Here is a 16,700-nt window from a genome sequence, read left to right as displayed (position 1 = left end):
GGGCGGCGGGCGGCCATGAGACCGGCCGCCCGCCTCCTTCCCGGTCAGCAGCCGTCGAGGATGGTCTCCATGGCCGACTTCTCGGCGGCGGTGACCCAGACGTCGTACTTCGCCTTGACGTCGATCTGGCGGGCGATGTACGTGCAGCGGTAGGACTTGAGCGGCGGCAGCCAGGTGGCGGCGTCGGAATCGCTCTTCTGGCCGTTCAGCGGGCCGTCCGTGGCCTGGAGGTTCAGCGGGTCGTTGGCGAACTCCTTGCGCTTGGTGGCCGACCACTGCTGGGCGCCCTTCTGCCAGGCGTCCGAGAGCGGGATGAGGTGGTCGATCTGGACGGCCGTGCTGGTGTCCTGGCCGCGCTTGAACTTGATCGTCTTGCCGCTGTAGGGGTCCTTCAGCGTGCCGGTGAGCACGATGCAGTCGTGCGTGCCGGACTTGAAGGTCTCGTCCTCCAGGTCGCGCTTGAGAATGTCGTTGCGGGTGTCGCAGCCGTTGCGGTCGACGTCGGCCCAGGAGGGGCCGAACTTGTCGCGGTCGAAGCCGGTGCGCGGGGCGCGGCCCTTGACCTGGAGCTTGGCGAGCTTCTTGCGGGCGTCGGAGATCGAGGCCGAGTCGGGCTTGGACGCCTTGCCGGAGGAGTCACCGGTGGAGAGCTGGGCGTCCAGCTCGCCGCACCCTGTCGCCAGCACCGCCACCGTGGACAGACCCGCCACCAACGCCCGTACGCGCACGTCGAACTCCCGAAACTCAAGGTTTTCGTAAAGCTTAGGGATAAATGCCCTCAAGAGCGTCGAGTAGCCATTCCGCGAGATAACGGGTGAACGACGACCGCACATGGATCCGGTACGTGTCCGCGGCCCGCCGCTCCAGCAGCACCGACGCCTGCCCCAGGAAGGTCTGGGCGTGGCCGGGGAACACCGACGGATGCAGGTCGAGCGGGCAGCCGGTGATCAGGACGTCGTCGGCCGCGGGGCCGGACAGCTCCAGGATCGTCCGCTGGTCCGACACGTCCACCCATTCCGGGCCGGGAGCGACGTTCCCCGTGACGAGCCACCAGGACGGGCCCAGCGCGAGGCCCATCCCGGGGTCTGCCCCCCGGACCTCCCACATGGGCTCGAAGGCGATCTCGCGCAGCCGCGCGGCCGGGGTGCTCGCCGCCTGGAAGCGGGCGGCGAACGCGGCGGCCGGGCTCTCGGCGGGCCGCGGCTCCCCCTGGTAGGGGCCCACTTCCACGGTCAGCGGGAGGCCGTCGCGGCGGTCGTTGCCAGGATCGAGGAAGACGGGGGAGCAGACGGTGACGGGGTGGGCCGCGCCGTCGCACACGGCGGTGAGCCGGTCGCCCGGCTCGACGTCCCTGACCAGGGCGAGCGCGAAGCCACGGCCGAGCGCCGCGCTCGCGTAGCCGGAGGTGACGTGCCCCAGCGACGGCGTGCCGTCTCCGGAGGCGACCTGCCCGAGCGGGAGTGTGCCGTTGCCGGGGGTGAGCTGCCCGAGCGTCCCGCCGTCGGCGGGCGCCGGCGTGCGGACGAGTTGCGCGCCCTCGGGCACGACCGTCGCCGGGTCGTCGGGCAGCAAACCGACCAGGCGTTTGCGGCCGGGGCGGGCGGTGTCCGGGCGGGCGTGGGAGCGCTTGCCGACGAAGTCGGGCTTGCGGGAGGAGACGATCCACGACATGCCGAGGTCCTGCGGCGTCACGGTGCCGTCGGTGTCCTGGCCGACGATGGCGAAGCCCTTCTCGGCGCGCAGCACGTGCATGGTCTCGGTCCCGTACGGCACCGCGCCCAGGTCGAGCACCGCCTCCCACAGCGCCCGGCCGTGCCGCCAGGGCACGTTCACCTCGTACGCCAGCTCGCCCGAGAAACTGATCCTGAACACCCGCCCGGTCACCCCGAGCACCTCGGTCTCCGCGTAGCGCATGAACGCCAGGTCCACCGCGCCGGGCGCGACGGCGGCGATCACCTCGCGGGCCCGCGGCCCGGCCACCGCGACCGTCGCCCAGTGGTCGGTCACCGAGGTGAACGACACCTCCAGCTCCGGCCACTCGGTCTGGTGCCACTCCTCCAGCCAGTCGAGCACGGCGGCGGCGTTGCCGGTGGTCGTGGTCATGAGGTAGTGCGTCTCGGCCAGCCGGGTCGTCGTGCCGTCGTCGAACACCATGCCGTCCGCGCCGCACATCAGCCCGTAGCGGCAGGCGCCGACGGGCAGCGTGGAGTAGAGGTTCGTGTAGATCCGGTCGAGGAAGGCGCCCGCGTCCGCGCCCCGGACGTCGATCTTGCCGAGCGTGGAGGCGTCCATGGCGGCGACGCCGGTGCGCGCGGCCTCGCACTCGCGCCGCACGGCCGCCGCCATCGTCTCGCCCGCGCGCGGGAAGTACCAGGGGCGCTTCCACTGGCCGACGTCCTCGAACACGGCCCCGAGCGCGACGTGCGCGTCGTGCATGGCCGTGGTCCTCACCGGGTCGGACAGCTCGCCCCGGTCGCGCCCGGCCAGCGTGGCGAAGGACACCGGCGTGTACGGCGGCCGGAACGTCGTCGTCCCCACCTGCCCAGGCGCCGCTCCCAGCAGGGCGGCCATCACGCCCACGACCACCGCGCTCGACGTCTTGCCCTGGTCGGCGCCGGTGCCCGCGGTCGTGTAGCGCTTGACGTGCTCCACCGAACGCAGCCCGGCCCCGGTGGCCCTGGCCAGGTCGGCCACGGTCACGTCCCGGTGCAGGTCGGCGAAGGCGGGCTCGGGCTCCGGCGAAGGACCGGCCACGGACCAGACGGCCGCCGGCGGGCGTTCGGGCCGCCGGTCGTCCTCGGGGACGCCTGACCCGTCCCAGGAGTTCCCGGCCGCCTCGGCCCCGGCGGCGTACCCGTCGGCGATGGCCTCGCTCGTGCCGTAGAGCCCGCGGCAGGCCCCGGCCGACCGCTCGGCCTGCGCGGACGTGCCCGGCACGAAGGCCAGCAGCTCCTCGTCGTTGCGGAGCCGGCCCTGGGACTGGCTGAACAGCTGCACCGCCGGGTTCCAGCCGCCCGCGACGGCCAGCAGGTCGCACGCGAACTCCCGGTCGCCCGCCCGTACGCCGGTCAGCACGCCCTCGGCGTCGCCGGAGGTGCCCGTCACGACCTGCCCGGCCAGCACCTCCACCCCCTCGGCGGGCGGCGGGCCGGGCCGCGGGTCCACGATCGCCAGCACCTCCACCCCGGCGTCCGCCAGGTCCCGGGCGGCCTCGTAGCCGGAGTCGGCGCAGGCGAACACCACCGCCCGCCGTCCGGCCCGCACGCCGTACCGGTTGGCGTACGCGCGGGCGGCCGAGGCGAGCATCACCCCGGGCCGGTCGTTGCCGGGGAAGGCGAGCGAGCGCTCGTGCGCTCCCGTGGCCAGCACCACGTGCCGCGCCCTGATGTGCCACAGCCGCTCGCCGCGCGGCCGCCGCTCCACGGCGACCACGTAGTTGTGGTCGTAGTAGCCGACGGCGGTGGTCCTGGTCAGCACGCGGGCGGGCAGCTCCAGGCCGGCCACCCACTCCAGGGCGGGCCGGCCGTCCAGCGTGACCCGGCTGTTCAGCAGGTCGCCGCCGAGCCGCGGCTGGTCGTCCACGAGGATCACCCGCGCCCCCGCCCGCCCGGCGGCCGCCGTGGCCGCGAGCCCGGCCGGGCCGCCGCCGACCACGAGCACGTCGCAGTGCAGGTAGCCCTTGTCGCAGCGGCGCTCGTCCCGCGCGTCGGGGTCGACGCGGCCCTTGCCGCGCAGGCTCCACGCCTCCAGCCCGTCGTGCAGCTCGACCGTGGTGGCCGCGAGCATGGGGTCGGCGCCCACGCGGACCAGCGCGTTCGGCTCCTCGGGGCCGGCGGTGAAGACGCCGCGCGGGCGGCCCAGCTCCACGCTGCGGCCGACCACGCGCACCCGGTTGCGGAGCAGCGCGGCGGCCAGCGTGTCACCCGGCTCGCCCCGGTAGGCGCGGCCGTCGAAGGTGAATCTCATCTGATCTCCTGCGTGACCGTGTGCCGCTCGACGGTGAACCAGGTGCGGCAGCCGTGCGCGTGGAACCAGCGCTCGTGGAACCAGCCCTTGGGGTTGTCGCGCATGAAGACGTACTCGGCCCACTCGGCGTCCGTGGTCTCGCCGTCCGGGTAGGCGATGCCGGCCTGGCCGCCGTAGCGGAACTCGGTCTCGTCGCGCGGGCCGCAGAAGGGGCAGGGGATGAGCAGCATCAGTGCGCCACCGCCGCCGCGCCGTGCTCGTCGATGAGCGCCCCCGTGGTGAACCTCTCCAGCGCGAACGGCTCGGCGAGCGGGTGCGGGCGGCCGTGCGCGATCGTGTCGGCGTACACCCAGCCGGAGCCCGGGGTGGCCTTGAAGCCGCCGGTGCCCCAGCCCGCGTTGATGAAAAGGTTCTCGACCGGCGTGCGGCCGATGATCGGGGAGGCGTCGGGGGAGACGTCCACGATGCCGGCCCAGGTGCGCAGCACGCGCACCCGGCTGAAGATCGGGAACAGCTCCAGCGCCGCCGCCATCTGCGCCTCGATCACGTGCACGCCGCCGCGCTGGCCGTAGGAGTTGTACGCGTCGATGCCCGCCCCCATGACCAGCTCGCCCTTGTGCGCCTGGCTCACGTAGACGTGGACGGCGTTCGACATCACCACGCAGTCCAGCACCGGCTCCAGCAGCTCCGACACCAGCGCCTGCAACGGGTGCGACTGCAGCGGCAGCCGGAACCCGGCCAGCTCCGCCAGCACCGACGTGTGCCCGGCGGCGGCCAGCGCCACCTTGCCCGCCGCGATCCGGCCGCGCGAGGTGCGCACGGCCGCGACCCGGCCGCCGGTGATCTCGAAGCCGGTGACCTCGCAGCCCTGGACGAGGTCGATCCCGTACGCGTCCGCCTGCCGGGCCAGCGCCCACGCCACGTGGTCGTGCTTGGCGATGCCGCCGCGCCGCTGCAGCGTCGCGCCCAGGACCGGGTGCCTGGGCCGGTCGGAGACGTCGATGATCGGGCAGAACTTCTTCACCTCGGCGGCGTCCAGCCACTCGGCGTCCACGCCGTTGAGCCGGTTGGCCTCGACCCGGCGGCGGCCCTCGCGCACGTCGCCCAGGCTGTGCGCCAGGTTGAGCACGCCGCGCTGGCTGAACTGCAGGTCGTAGTCCAGCTCCTCGCTCAGCCCCTCCCACAGCTTGAGCGAGTGCTCGTAGATGGCGGCGCTCTCGTCCCACAGGTAGTTGGAGCGGATGATCGTGGTGTTGCGGGCCATGTTGCCGCCGGCCAGCCAGCCCTTCTCCAGGACGGCTACGTTGGTCAGGCCGTGGTTCCTGGCCAGGTAGTAGGCGGTGGCCAGGCCGTGGCCGCCGCCGCCGACGATCACCACGTCGTAGGACGGGCGCGGGTCCGGGTCGCGCCAGAGGAAGTCGGGGTGGGTGGTGGGCCGGGTCAACGCCTGATCTTCTCCATCCCGGGGTCGTACAGCGGCTCGGCGGCGACCTCCGCGGGGACACGGCGGCCGAAGTAGGAAATATCGACATTGGTCCCGCGGACGGCCAGCTCGGCCGGCAACCAGGCGTAGGCGATCGGGCGCTGGACGGTGTGCCCGTAGGCGGCGCTGGTGACGTATCCGACGATGCGGCCGCCGTGCCGTACGGGCTCCTTGCCCATCACCACCTCGGCGCTGAGCAGCGGGACCAGCTTGCGGGTGACCTCGCGGCGCAGCGCGTCGCGGCCGAGGAAGTCCTTGTCGTCGCGGACGGCGAAGGCGAGCCCGGCCTCGTACGGGTTGTGCTCGCTCGTCATGTCCACCCCCCACAGACGGTAGCCCTTCTCCACCCGCAGGCTGTTGAACGCGGCCCGCCCGCCGGCCACCGCGAGGCCCCTGGCCCAGAGGGTGTCCCACAGCTTGAGCCCCATGTCGGCGGTGGTGTAGAGCTCCCAGCCCAGCTCGCCGACGTACGACACCCGCAGGGCCAGCACCGGAACGTGCCCGACATATCCGGACTTGCAGGTGAAGTAGCGGAAGCCCTCGTTCGACAGGTCCAGGTCCGTCAGCGGCTGCACCAGCTCTCTCGCCCGCGGCCCCCACACCCCGACGCAGCAGGTGCCGGGCGTGATGTCGCTCACCCGCACGCCGCCCGGCGCGTGCCGGGAGAGCCAGTCGAGGTCGAGGTTGCCGTTCGCGCCGATCTGGAAGCGCTCCTCGGCCAGGCGGGCGACGGTCAGGTCCGAGCGGATGCCGCCCCTGGCGTCCAGCAGCAGGGTGTAGGTGACCGAGCCGGGCTTCCTGTCCACGTTGTTCGTGGTCATGCGCTGCAGGAACGCCGCCGAGCCCGGGCCGCTCACCTCGATCCGCTTGAGCGGGGTCATGTCGTAGAGCGCCACGCGCTCCCTGGTCGCGTGCGACTCGGCGGCCGCGATCGGCGACCAGTAGCGGCCCGCCCAGGCGTCCCGCTGCGCCGCGCCCTCGTCCGAGAGGCTCTCCAGCAGCGGCGCGTTCGCCTCGAACCACTGCGGCCGCTCCCAGCCGGACCCCTCCAGGAAGTACGCCCCCAGCTCCCGCTGCCGCACGTGGAACGGGCTGGTACGCAGCGGCCGCGGCGACTCCATCGGCTGCAGCGGATGGATGACGTCGTAGACCTCGACGAAGTTCTGCTTGCCGCGCTCCTCGACGAAAGCGGGCGAGAGCTGCGCCTGCTCGAACCTGGCCAGGTCGCACTCGTGCAGGTCGAACCCGGACGTCCCGTCCACCAGCAGCTCGGCCACCGCCCGCGCGACCCCCGCCGAGTGCGTCACCCACACGGCCTCGGCCAGCCAGAAGCCGTCGAGGTGCGGCGCCTCGCCGATCAGCGGGAAGCCGTCGGGGGTGAAGGAGAAGACGCCGTTGATGCCGTCCTCGTACGCGGAGCCGCCGAGGGCGGGCAGCAGCTCGACGGCGTCCCGCCAGGCCGGCTCGAAGTCCTCCTCGGTGAACGCCTGCACCGACGGCATCACGGTGCCCTTGGCCGGGATCTCCTCCTGGGTGACCGGCATGGGGTGGTGGGCGTAGGAGCCGATGCCGATGCGGTCGCCGTGCTGCCGGAAGTACAGGTCGCGGTCCTGGTGGCGGAGGATGGGGCCGGGGCGGCCCAGGTCGAGCGGGCCCGATCTGGCGTACTGGTGGGCGAGTGGCAGCAGCGGCACCGTCAGGCCGGCCAGCTTGCCGATCGACGGCCCCCAGAAGCCGGCCGCGCACACCACCACGTCGGCGGGGATCGTCCGGTGCTCCCCGCCGGTCAGCACCGACACGCCGGTGACCCGGCCGCCGTGCTGCTCGATGCCGACGACCGTGTGCCGTTCCAGGAAGCGCGCGCCGCGCTCGCTCGCCCGCGCCGCCTGCGTCTCGCCGCAGGCGACCGCCGTGGCGAGCCCGTCCGTGGGCACGTGGAAGCCCCCGAACACCTTCGTACGGTCCAGCAGCGGCCACAGCTCCACGCAGGCGTCGGCGTCGAGCAGCCGGCCCTCGACGCCCCACGACTCGGCCCAGCCGAGCTTGCGGTGCAGGTCGGCCCAGCGTTCGGGGGTGGTGGCCACCTCCAGGCCGCCCACCTGGCGGAAGCAGTGCTCGCCGAGCGCCGTGTACTTGCGCACGGTGTAGGCGGCGAACTCGGTCATCGTCTTGGCGGGGTTGGTCTGGAAGACCAGGCCGGGCGCGTGCGAGCTGGATCCGCCCGCCGCGAACAGCGGCCCCTGCTCCAGCACGGTGACGTCGGTCCAGCCGCGTTCGGTGAGTTCGTCGGCCAGGGCGCACCCGACGATCCCGGCGCCGATGATCACCAAGCGGGGCCGACTCATGGCGCCTCCGGTTGTTCCTTAATGCGCAACACGCACCGGACTACGCAACGACCATAGATGGCCGCCCGCCCCTCGAACAAGACCTCCGTCCGCCTGTGGACCGCCGGAGCCGGCCCGCCGTACGCTCGTGATGGATCATGGCCTGTTCAGAGAGGTCGGCATGGCGCAGCGGCGCTTACTGGAAGGGCTGGGGGTCACCGTCGCCGAGGAGACGGCCTACCGCGCCCTGCTCCGGCACGGCCCCGCGACCCTCGGCGAGCTGGCCGCCGAGACCGGCTCCTCGGCCGCCGCCGTCCGCCGCGTGCTGCCCCGCCTCGAGGACCTCGGGCTCACCTCCCGCGTCGCCGGCCGGCCGCTCCGGCTCGTCGCCACCCCGCCGGACATCGCCGTCGACATCCTCGTCGCCCGCCGCCAGGAGGAGCTGACCCACAGCCGCGCCGCCGCCGCGCTGCTGGCCACCGAGGCCGCCGGGCGCGGCGGGCCGCAGCCTGAGGAGGTGCTGGAGGTGGTGACCGGGCGCGACGCCGTCGCCCGCCGCTACCTCCAGCTCGAACGCGACGCCACCCGGGAGCTGCTGGTGCTGGTGCATCCGCCGTACGCGGTGGACATCGGCGACGGCCACCGGCCCTCGCGCCGCGCCGCCCGCAGGGGAGCGCCCGTCGTCCGCGGCATCTACAGCCCGCTCGCCTTCGAGCAGCCCGGCATGCTCGCCCACACCCGCCGCGCCGTCGCCGACGGCGAGCAGGCCAGGCTCGGCCAGGTGCCGGTCAAGCTGGCCGTCGCCGACGCCCGCACCGCCATCCTGCCGCTGGCCTCGGACGAGGACCTGGCCGTCGAGAGCGCGCTCGTCGTGCACCCGTCAGCGCTGCTGGACGCCCTGGTCGGGCTCTTCGAGACGCTGTGGCGGGCCGCCGTGCCGCTGCGCCTGTCCGAGGACCGCCTCCAGCCCGACGGCCGGCCCCGCGCCCCCGACGCCGAGGTGCTCGCCCTGCTCGCCGGCGGCATGAAGGACGACGCCATCGCCCGCCAGCTCGGCCTCAGCCCGCGCACGGTGCAACGCCGCGTCCAGGTGCTCTGCGAACGCCTCGGCGCCCGCACCCGCTTCCACGCCGGCGTCCTCGCCGCCCAACACGACCTGCTGTCCGAATGAACGAGCAGCACGCCTACGTGAGCAGGAAGCCGCCGTCCACCGGGAGGACGACGCCGGTGACGTAGGAGGACGCCTCGCTCGCCAGGAACACGGCGGCGGCCACCAGCTCGGCGGGGTCGCCCGGCCGCCGCATGACCACCCGCGCGTCCACCATCTGCTCGAGGTAGCCGGGCCGGTATTGGTCGGTCATCTCGGAGGCGAAGAACCCCGGCTCCAGGCAGTTGACCCGGATGCCGCGCCGCCCCGTCCACTGCTGCGCGAGGTCGCGGGTGAGCCCGGCCAGCGCCGCCTTGGAGGCGGTGTAGGCGGCCTGCGGCAGCCCGGCGGTGCTCTCGGCCAGCACGCTGCCGATGTTGACGATCGACGAGCCCGGCCGCATCACCCGCGCGCACGCCTGCGCCATCCAGTAGGCGCCCATCAGGTTGACCTCGACCACCTGGCGGAACTCGGCGGGCGTCTCCTTCAGCGCGGGGACGGCGGTGCCGAGCCCGGCGTTGTTGACTAACACGTCGACGCCGCCGAGGCCCTCGACCGCGGCGGCGGCGAGCGCCTCGCAGTCCTCGGGCTTCGCCACGTCGGCGGGCACGACCAGGCACCGGCGGCCGGTCTCCTCGACCAGCCGCCGCGTCTTCTCCAGGCGGTCGGCGCGCCGGGCGCCGATCACGACGTCGGCGCCCGCCTCGGCCAGGCCGCGGGCGAAGGCCACCCCGAGCCCGGACGAGGCTCCGGTGACGATCGCCACCTTCCCGTCCAGACGGAACCGCTCCAGCACCCGCGCCGCCCTTCTCCGTTTTTGCCTACAGGCCGTATTCCTTGACGATGCGCTCGTGCCGGCCGACCTCGACGTCGATCTCGCGGGCGAGGTCGAGCCAGGCCAGCGGGTGCACCCACCGCTCGGTGGCGTCGTCGAGCAGGGCGTCGACCTCCTGCGGGCTGACGTCCGGCGGCACCGCGACCCAGCCGAACACGCCCGGCAGCGGCTCGCCCGAGGTGGGGTGGGTGACCTTGTAGTTCTCGTCGCTGTAGACCCACATCGGCCAGCCCCGCTCGGCCATGACCTCGGTGAACTCGGCCCAGTCGGACTCGCTCGGCGCGGCGCCGTCGAAGAAGTAGCTGGTGTAGCCGCCGGGGCGCAGGATGCGTACGGCCGCGAACGGCGGCACGAAGTTCTGCTGCTCCTGCGGGTCGTCGGGCACCGGCTCCAGCAGCTGCGGGTCGAAGACGACCAGGTCGCCGGCGTTGTAGTCCATGCCGCGGGGCTGCGGCAGGGCCAGCCGGGCGGTGGCGGGGCCGGTGCGGATGGACAGCACCTGGCGCTGGCCGCCGTCGGGCGCGGGGAGGATGACCCGGATGAGGCCCATCTCCTCCTCGATCGGGCCCTCCTTGGACTTGACCGGCATGCCGATCTTGGCGGCGCCCTTGCGGACGATGTCCCAGTCCTCGGCGGAGGTGGCCATGACGATCATGCGCCAGACGTCCTCGTCGGCCAGCTCGTCGAGGACCTCCACCAGCACCTGGGCGGCCCTGGCGTTCTGGTCGAGCTGCTGGGCGGCGCCGGACAGCAGGCGGCGGGCGTCGATGCCGGCCCCGGCCGCGACGGCGTGCTCGGCGGCGTCGAGCGCCTCCGGCCAGCGCTCGCGGGCGCTGTGCAGGCGGGCGAGCGCGACCTGCTGCGCGGCGTGCGGCAGCAGCGCGGCCATCTGCTCCAGCCGCTCGTCCTGGCGGGCCTCGATGAGCAGGGTGGTGAGGTAGGCGACGTCGTCGGCGTCGGCCTCGCCGATCTTGCCGGTGTCGACGAGGGTCTTCCAGTAGATGTCGGCGCCGGCCGCGGGGTAGCCGAGGAAGCCCAGCGTGGTGGTGTGGCGGCGGGTCGCCTCGATGTCGTCGCCGGACAGCGGCGCCAGCCAGCCCACCCACTTCTCGGGGTCGGCGTTGAAGCCGTCGGCCGCGTCGAACAGGCCCACCCGCTCCTCCAGCGTGCCGGGGGCCTCGTGCTCGGCGGTGGCGTCGGCGGCGGCCCGCAGCGCGGCGATGCGCTCGGCGAGGTCGTCGCCCGCGCGCAGCTCGGCGGTGCCGGACTCGGCGACGTCGGCCAGCAGCCTGGCCTGCCAGACGCCCTTGCGGCCGACGGCGAGGTCGCCGGCGATCAGCGCGAGCTCGACCCGGGCGCGGTAGCCGCCCATCATGCCGAAGTAGTCGATCCACTGGCGCAGCACCCGGCCGAGCTGCCAGGTGTTGGTGATCTGCGCGGAGCCGGCCATCAGGGCGACCGCGCGCGACCACTCGACGAACACGCGCGGGTGCTCGCCGACCACGTCGAGGTCGGGCAGCGCGTCGACGGCCTCGGCGACCCGGCCGAGCGTGGCGAGGATCAGCGCCCGGCGCACGCCGTCGCGGTGCTCCTTGGCCACCGGGTCGTCGGGCTGGTGGCCGGAGGCGGCCTGCAGGGCGTCGAGCGCGGCCTCGGCGCGGCCCGCGGCCAGCAGCGCGCGGGCGTGCTCGGCGCCGAGCTCCCAGCTCGGCGCGCGGCCGGCGGTGCGCAGCCGCTCGGTGGCGGACTCGGCGTAGCTGACGGCCTCGTCCGCCTTGCCGGCGTCGATCAGCGCGGCGACGTATTGGGTGACGAGGCCGGTGAAGGCGGGCCGCTCGGGGCTCAGGGCCTCCAGGTGGGCGCCCAGCGTCTCCAGGCGCTCGGTGGCGTAGCCGGGGCCGTCGGTGTTGGCCAGGGCGATGGCGAGGGCCTCGACCGCCGCCGGGGCGGACGGGCACTCGCGCACGTCTTCGCGCTGGGCGAACGCCAGCAGCTGCCGCGCGTCGTCGAGCGCGACCGCGCCCTGGGCGCGGTCGCCGATGCGGCCGACGAGGTGCCAGTAGCGGGCGTAGAACTCCAGCCAGGGCAGCTCAAGGGTCTCGGCCTGCTGCGCGATGGCGGGGGCCATGACGTCGAGCTGCGGGTATCGGCCCTCATAGGCCTGTGCGGGAAGGTCTCCCAGCGCCATGGCGAGGCCAACGTTGCCCGCCTCGGAAAGCTGCTGCTGGGTGTCGCCGACCCAGGCCCAGATGTCCACGTCCATGGGCAGTCAGTCTGCCAGGTCAACGAGCGTGCCCAAAACGCAGAAGGCCGATCAGCTCGTCCGTTTCGCTGTCGCCGAGCACGGAGAAGACCGGCGCCATGAGATCGTCGGTGCGCTCCTCGGCCTCGGCCCGGCGGGCCATGAGCTCAGGAGTCGGCTCGGGGTAGGGCTCCGGCCAGGAGAAGAACTGGGCGATCCGGGTGCCGGTGGCCTGTCCGAACGGGGTCGTGTCGTGCTCGGCGGCGAGCGTGGCCTCCAGCGGGTGCAGCCCGGCGGCGAGCACGACGTTGGCGTGCAGGCCGCCGCGCAGCTCGCGTACGCAGTGCATGAGCTGGACGGCGCGGGCCGGCGGGTCGTCGGCGAGCGGCACCGCCCGCCAGCCGGCGAACAGCGGCGCGCCCACGGACGACGCCGCGGCGACCACCGGCTCCAGCAGCTCGGCGATCCTGGCGCAGCCCTCGTATCCGCCCAGCTTGCGCCGGCCCCAGGCGCGGCACACCTCGGCGTAGACCTCGACGGCGCGGTCGGCGGCGAGCTTGCGGCCGCCGTTCCAGCTCTCCTCGACGTGCTCGCGCGGGAAGAAGACGGCGACGGAGTGGACCACGTCGGCGTCGCACTCGCCGAGCACGCCGCAGCGGCCGCGGAAGTAGAGCTCGCGGGGGCCGAGGCCGTGCTCCTCGCAGGCGGCCTTGGCCTCCCGGGAGACCATGAAGCCGCCGCCGAGCTGCCCGATGGGCGCTTTCACCTGGACTGCGGTCGTGCGCGGGTCTGCCATGCCCCACCTCTCGGTTCGGGAATCAAACCCAGCATGCCTCAGCAGAACATCATTCTGCAAGCATGAGCTCGCCGCTGGCCACGATCACCGCCGGCCCGGACAGGTAGCTCGTCTCCTCTTCGAGGATGACGGTGAGCGTGCCGCCGAGCACCTCCACCGTCCAGGTGCCGGTGGTGTCGCCCGACAGGGCCGCCGCCGCGACCGCCGTCGCCACCGCGCCCGTGCCGCACGCGCGGGTCTCTCCCGAGCCGCGCTCGAAGACGCGCATCACCGCGCGGCTGACGCCCACCGGGTTGAACAGCTCGATGTTGACGCCGCTCGGGAAGACGCCGGTGTCGAAGCCGGGCTGGTGCGTGAGGTCGAGCTGGGCGACCGGATCGCCGATGGGGCAGGCCAGGTGCGGGTTGCCCATGTCGATCCGCATGCCGGGATAGTCGATGCCGCCCACGTGGGCCGTGCTCTCGCCGAGCACGTTCGGCTTGCCCATGTCGACCGTGACGTCGCCGTTCGGCTCCAGGTGCACCTGGCGCAGGCCGCCCCGCGTGGCGACGGCGAACCCGGAGGAGTCGGCGAGTCCCGCGTCGATGAGGTAGCGGGCGAAGACGCGCACGCCGTTGCCGCACATCTCGGCCATGCTGCCGTCGGCGTTGCGGTAGTCCATGAACCACTCCGCGGCGGACGCCTGCCCGGCCACCTCGTGGCTCCGCTTGGTGCGCACCACCCGGAGCACGCCGTCGGCCCCGAGTCCCGCCCTCCTGTCGCAGATCCTGGCGACGAGCGCGGCCGTCACGTCCAGCTCGCCGTCGTGATCGGGCAGGATGACGAAGTCGTTCTCGGTGCCGTGACCCTTCAGGAAGCGCATATTGCAAGTTTAGGGTGCGGGGTGTCCGGGGATCTCGGCGAGGGAGCGCTCGACAAGATCAGGGGCGTCGTACGGCAGCCACCGCACCCGCGGATCGCGCCTGAACCACGACTCCTGGCGGCGGGCGAAACGCCTGGTCGCCCGCACCGTCTCGGCCCGGGCCTGCTCCTCGCTCCACTCGCCGTTCAGGAAACGGATCACCTGCGCGTAGCCGAGCGCGCGGCCGGCCGTACGGCCCTCGGCCAGGCCCTGACCGAGCAGCGCGCGCACCTCCTCCACCAGGCCCGCCGCCCACATCCGGTCCACCCGGAGCTCGATCCGCTCGTCCAGCACGGGGCGCGGCACGTCCAGGCCGATCTGGACGCTCGGGTAGAGCGCGTCGTACGACGGCATCGTGGCCGAGAACGGCCGGCCCGAGTGCTCGATCACCTCCAGCGCCCGCACGATGCGGCGGCCGTTGCCGGGCAGGATCGCCGAGGCGGCGGCCGGGTCGAGGCCGCGCAGCCGCTCGTACAGCGGGGCCGGGCCGCGCTCGGCAAGCTCGGCCTCCAGCCGGGCCCGGATCTCGGGGTCGGTGCCGGGGAACTCCAGGTCGTCGAGCGCCGCCCGGACGTACAGGCCGCTGCCGCCGACCAGCACCGGCGTCGCGACCTTGTCGAACACCTCGCGCGCCAGCCGTTGGTACTCGGCCACGCTCGCGGTGACCGTGACGTCCCAGATGTCCAGCAGGTGGTGCGGCACGCCGCGCATCTCGGCGGGCGTCAGCTTCGCGGTGCCGATGTCCATGCCCCGGTAGAGCTGCATGGAGTCGGCGTTGACGCACTCGCCACCGAGACGGAGGGCGAGCTCCACGGCGAGGTCGGACTTCCCGGCCGCGGTGGGGCCGACGACGGCGATGACAGGCTGCTGGCGCACACGCACCAGTCTGTCGGAGGCCGGGGGGTGTCCGAGCCGCTCAGAGATCCAGCAGGGTCGGCTGCAGGTAGCCCTCGTGGGTGAGCAGCCACCGCTTGGTCTCCACGCCCACGCCGCCGCTGAACCCGCCGAGCCCGGTGCCCGCGATCACCCGGTGGCAGGGCACGAAGATCGGGATCGGGTTGGAGCCCATGATGGAGCCGATGCCCCGGGCGGGCACGCTCGTGCCGCTGAGCTTCGCCAGCTCGCCGTAGGTTACGGCGGACCCGTACGGGACCGCGTGCAGCGCCTGGAGCACCCGCCGCCGCGACCCCGCCATCAGCCGCCAGTCGATCGGCGTGCGGAAGGCGCGCAGCTCCCCGGCGAAATACGCGTCGAGCTCGGCGACGGCCGAGGCCGTACGATCCGGATCATGCACCTCGACCAGCCCGAGCCGCTCCGCCAGGCCCGCGCCGGAGCCCCAGCCCGACGCCACGAGCCCCGTCTCCGTGACGGCCAGCGTGAACGCGCCCACCGGCGTCGGCACCTCGGCCAGCGCCACCGTGCCCGCCGCGCCGGTCTCAGTGATGGTCATCATGTCCTCTCGTGAGCTCGTGGTGCTCGGCACCTCCAGCGCCGTTCCCACCCGACACCGTAACCACAACGGCTACCTCCTGCGCTGGGACGGTCAGGGTTTCCTCTTCGACCCCGGCGAGGGCACGCAGCGGCAGATGGTGCACGCCGGGGCGCGCGCGAACGACGTGCACTGGCTCTGCGTCACGCACTTCCACGGCGACCACTGCCTCGGCGTCCCCGGCGTCGTGCAGCGCATCGCCCGTGACCGGGTGCGGCATCCGGTGCGGGCGGTGTTCCCGGCCTCCGGGACGACGTACTGGCGGCGACTGCGGCACGCCGCCGCCTTCGCCGACACCGACGTGATCTCCGAGCATCCCGTCTCCGGCCCGCTGGCCGCGATCGGGCCGCTGACCGCGCGCCGCCTGTCCCACCCCGTGGAGTCGTACGGCTACCGCGTCCAGGAGCCGCCCGGCCGCCGCATGCTGCCCGCCAGGCTCGCCGCCCACGGCATCCGCGGCCCCGAGGTCGGCGAGCTGCAGCGCAAGGGCTCCGTACGCGGCGTCACGCTGGAGGAGTGCAGCGAGCCCCGGCCGGGGCAGGCCGTCGCCTTCGTCATGGACACCCGGCTCTGCGACACCGTCTTCGAGCTGGCCAACGGGGCCGACCTGCTGGTCATCGAGGCCACGTTCCTGTCGGGGGAGAGCGCGCTCGCCAAGGAGTACGGGCACCTGACGGCGTACGAGGCGGGCCTCGTGGCGGCCGACGCGGGCGTGCGGCGGCTGGTGCTCACGCACTTCTCCGAACGGTACGGCTTCGACGACGAGCCCGCGTTCGTCGCCGAGGTGCGGCGCAGCTATGACGGGGAGGTCGTGCTGGCCCGCGACCTCATGAAGGTGCCGGTGCCGCGGCGTCAGTCCCACAGCGCGGCGAAGTAGCCGACGCCGTAGGGGGCGTCGCGCGCCAGCAGCCTGCCGCGCGGCGCGGCGCCGGTGGCGGCCCCGGCGAGCACCTGGAGGGCGGCGCGGCCGGTGGCCCACAGCCGGTCGGCCTCCGCCGGGTCGAGTGCGGCGAGCGCGGCCGGGTCGGCGGCGTCGAGCGCCCGCGCCACCCGGTCGTCGAACGGGCCGGCGGCCTCGTCGTACCTGCCGGGCGCCTTCGGCGTCAGGCAGGCCGAGCCGTCGGCGAGCACCAGCAGCCCCACCCGTTCGCCGGACGCGGCCAGCTTCTCGCCGAGCGCCAGGCACTCGGCCGGCGCGGCGTCGAAGCCCACGGCCTGGCAGGCGTGGGGCACGCGCCCGTCCAGGAGGCAGCGGCCCACGGTCAGCGACAGCGGCAGGACGGGCTCGCCCGTGCCCGCGCCGGCGTCCAGGCCCCAGGGGCGCAGGCTGCCCGCCGCGCCGCCCGCGTACGCCTCGCTGTCCGCGGCCCCGCCCACCACGATCAGCACGTCGGGACGGGCGGCGAGCACGCCCTGGACGGCGGCGTCGCAGGCGGCGCGGAGCCGGGGCATCCCGGTCACGATCAGCGGGGTTTGCGGGCAGACGGCCGCGGCGGCAAGCACGAGCGCAAGCGTAC

General features: G+C 73.9%; 14 protein-coding genes. 2 read left to right on the top strand and 12 right to left on the bottom strand.

Annotated elements, in window-relative coordinates; genetic code table 11:
- Positions 1-44: 44 nt before the first annotated feature.
- The 5 genes from ACBR40_RS32100 to ACBR40_RS32080 are packed head-to-tail and all read right to left on the bottom strand — an operon-like array spanning position 45 to position 7,794.
- Complete coding sequence (locus ACBR40_RS32100) at positions 45-728, bottom strand: HNH endonuclease family protein (protein WP_344204957.1); 684 nt, start codon at positions 726-728, stop codon at positions 45-47.
- 34 nt (positions 729-762) lie between these two features.
- Positions 763-3,966: a 2Fe-2S iron-sulfur cluster-binding protein gene (locus tag ACBR40_RS32095; RefSeq protein WP_371251167.1), complete on the bottom strand. Its 3,204-nt coding sequence runs from the start codon at positions 3,964-3,966 to the stop codon at positions 763-765.
- On the bottom strand, positions 3,963-4,196 hold the full coding sequence (locus ACBR40_RS32090) for a sarcosine oxidase subunit delta (RefSeq protein ID WP_344204955.1): 234 nt from the start codon (positions 4,194-4,196) through the stop codon (positions 3,963-3,965). Before ACBR40_RS32090 ends, ACBR40_RS32095 begins: the two co-directional genes overlap by 4 nt.
- Positions 4,196-5,410 (bottom strand): sarcosine oxidase subunit beta family protein, encoded by a 1,215-nt coding sequence (locus tag ACBR40_RS32085; protein ID WP_371251166.1) that lies wholly within the window; start codon positions 5,408-5,410, stop codon positions 4,196-4,198. The genes ACBR40_RS32090 and ACBR40_RS32085 overlap by 1 nt, the downstream gene beginning before the upstream one ends.
- Positions 5,407-7,794: an FAD-dependent oxidoreductase gene (locus tag ACBR40_RS32080; RefSeq protein WP_371251165.1), complete on the bottom strand. Its 2,388-nt coding sequence runs from the start codon at positions 7,792-7,794 to the stop codon at positions 5,407-5,409. The genes ACBR40_RS32085 and ACBR40_RS32080 overlap by 4 nt, the downstream gene beginning before the upstream one ends.
- Before the next feature lie 130 nt (positions 7,795-7,924).
- Here ACBR40_RS32080 and ACBR40_RS32075 point away from each other — a divergent pair, with 130 nt between their 5' ends.
- On the top strand, positions 7,925-8,944 hold the full coding sequence (locus ACBR40_RS32075; RefSeq protein ID WP_371251164.1) for a helix-turn-helix domain-containing protein: 1,020 nt from the start codon (positions 7,925-7,927) through the stop codon (positions 8,942-8,944).
- Between the two features lie 13 nt (positions 8,945-8,957).
- Here ACBR40_RS32075 and ACBR40_RS32070 read toward each other — a convergent pair whose 3' ends face one another.
- The 6 genes from ACBR40_RS32070 to ACBR40_RS32045 are packed head-to-tail and all read right to left on the bottom strand — an operon-like array spanning position 8,958 to position 15,147.
- Positions 8,958-9,716: an SDR family oxidoreductase gene (locus ACBR40_RS32070; protein ID WP_364451047.1), complete on the bottom strand. Its 759-nt coding sequence runs from the start codon at positions 9,714-9,716 to the stop codon at positions 8,958-8,960.
- Between the two features lie 25 nt (positions 9,717-9,741).
- The gene (locus ACBR40_RS32065) at positions 9,742-12,018 is read right to left on the bottom strand and encodes a tetratricopeptide repeat protein (protein WP_364451049.1); all 2,277 of its coding nucleotides are present in this window, start codon (positions 12,016-12,018) and stop codon (positions 9,742-9,744) included.
- A 19-nt stretch (positions 12,019-12,037) separates the two neighbouring features.
- Positions 12,038-12,793, bottom strand: a complete 756-nt coding sequence (locus ACBR40_RS32060; RefSeq protein ID WP_371251163.1) for a hypothetical protein — start codon at positions 12,791-12,793, stop codon at positions 12,038-12,040.
- Positions 12,794-12,842: 49 nt separating this feature from the next.
- Positions 12,843-13,655, bottom strand: a complete 813-nt coding sequence (gene dapF / locus ACBR40_RS32055; RefSeq protein ID WP_344204947.1) for a diaminopimelate epimerase — start codon at positions 13,653-13,655, stop codon at positions 12,843-12,845.
- Positions 13,656-13,664: 9 nt separating this feature from the next.
- A complete protein-coding gene (gene miaA / locus ACBR40_RS32050) occupies positions 13,665-14,570 on the bottom strand; it encodes a tRNA (adenosine(37)-N6)-dimethylallyltransferase MiaA (protein WP_344204946.1) in 906 nt (301 codons plus the stop codon).
- 40 nt (positions 14,571-14,610) lie between these two features.
- On the bottom strand, positions 14,611-15,147 hold the full coding sequence (locus ACBR40_RS32045; RefSeq protein WP_344204944.1) for a methylated-DNA--[protein]-cysteine S-methyltransferase: 537 nt from the start codon (positions 15,145-15,147) through the stop codon (positions 14,611-14,613).
- Here ACBR40_RS32045 and ACBR40_RS32040 point away from each other — a divergent pair.
- Positions 15,146-16,060 (top strand): ribonuclease Z, encoded by a 915-nt coding sequence (locus ACBR40_RS32040; RefSeq protein WP_344204942.1) that lies wholly within the window; start codon positions 15,146-15,148, stop codon positions 16,058-16,060. The two genes, ACBR40_RS32045 and ACBR40_RS32040, sit on opposite strands and share 2 nt — an antisense overlap.
- Here ACBR40_RS32040 and ACBR40_RS32035 read toward each other — a convergent pair.
- The gene (locus tag ACBR40_RS32035; RefSeq protein ID WP_344204929.1) at positions 16,036-16,686 is read right to left on the bottom strand and encodes a hypothetical protein; all 651 of its coding nucleotides are present in this window, start codon (positions 16,684-16,686) and stop codon (positions 16,036-16,038) included. The two genes, ACBR40_RS32040 and ACBR40_RS32035, sit on opposite strands and share 25 nt — an antisense overlap.
- Between the last annotated feature and the right edge of the window lie 14 nt (positions 16,687-16,700).

The sequence above is a fragment of the Nonomuraea sp. AD125B genome (assembly GCF_041402765.1).
GTDB classification, from domain to species: domain Bacteria; phylum Actinomycetota; class Actinomycetes; order Streptosporangiales; family Streptosporangiaceae; genus Nonomuraea; species Nonomuraea bangladeshensis.
The sequence above is the reverse complement of the archived record's forward strand: the minus strand, read 5'-3'. Positions and strand labels throughout refer to the sequence as shown.

Excerpts from the sequence above, each read along its gene's own strand:
- ACBR40_RS32065 (WP_364451049.1), bottom strand. The coding sequence starts at position 12,018 with ATGGACGTGGACATCTGGGCCTGGGTCGGCGACACCCAGCAGCAGCTT.
- ACBR40_RS32075 (WP_371251164.1), top strand. The coding sequence starts at position 7,925 with ATGGATCATGGCCTGTTCAGAGAGGTCGGCATGGCGCAGCGGCGCTTA.
- ACBR40_RS32080 (WP_371251165.1), bottom strand. The coding sequence starts at position 7,794 with ATGAGTCGGCCCCGCTTGGTGATCATCGGCGCCGGGATCGTCGGGTGC.
- ACBR40_RS32045 (WP_344204944.1), bottom strand. The coding sequence starts at position 15,147 with ATGATGACCATCACTGAGACCGGCGCGGCGGGCACGGTGGCGCTGGCC.
- ACBR40_RS32040 (WP_344204942.1), top strand. The coding sequence starts at position 15,146 with ATGTCCTCTCGTGAGCTCGTGGTGCTCGGCACCTCCAGCGCCGTTCCC.
- dapF (WP_344204947.1), bottom strand. The coding sequence starts at position 13,655 with ATGCGCTTCCTGAAGGGTCACGGCACCGAGAACGACTTCGTCATCCTG.
- ACBR40_RS32060 (WP_371251163.1), bottom strand. The coding sequence starts at position 12,793 with ATGGCAGACCCGCGCACGACCGCAGTCCAGGTGAAAGCGCCCATCGGG.
- ACBR40_RS32090 (WP_344204955.1), bottom strand. The coding sequence starts at position 4,196 with ATGCTGCTCATCCCCTGCCCCTTCTGCGGCCCGCGCGACGAGACCGAG.
- ACBR40_RS32095 (WP_371251167.1), bottom strand. The coding sequence starts at position 3,966 with ATGAGATTCACCTTCGACGGCCGCGCCTACCGGGGCGAGCCGGGTGAC.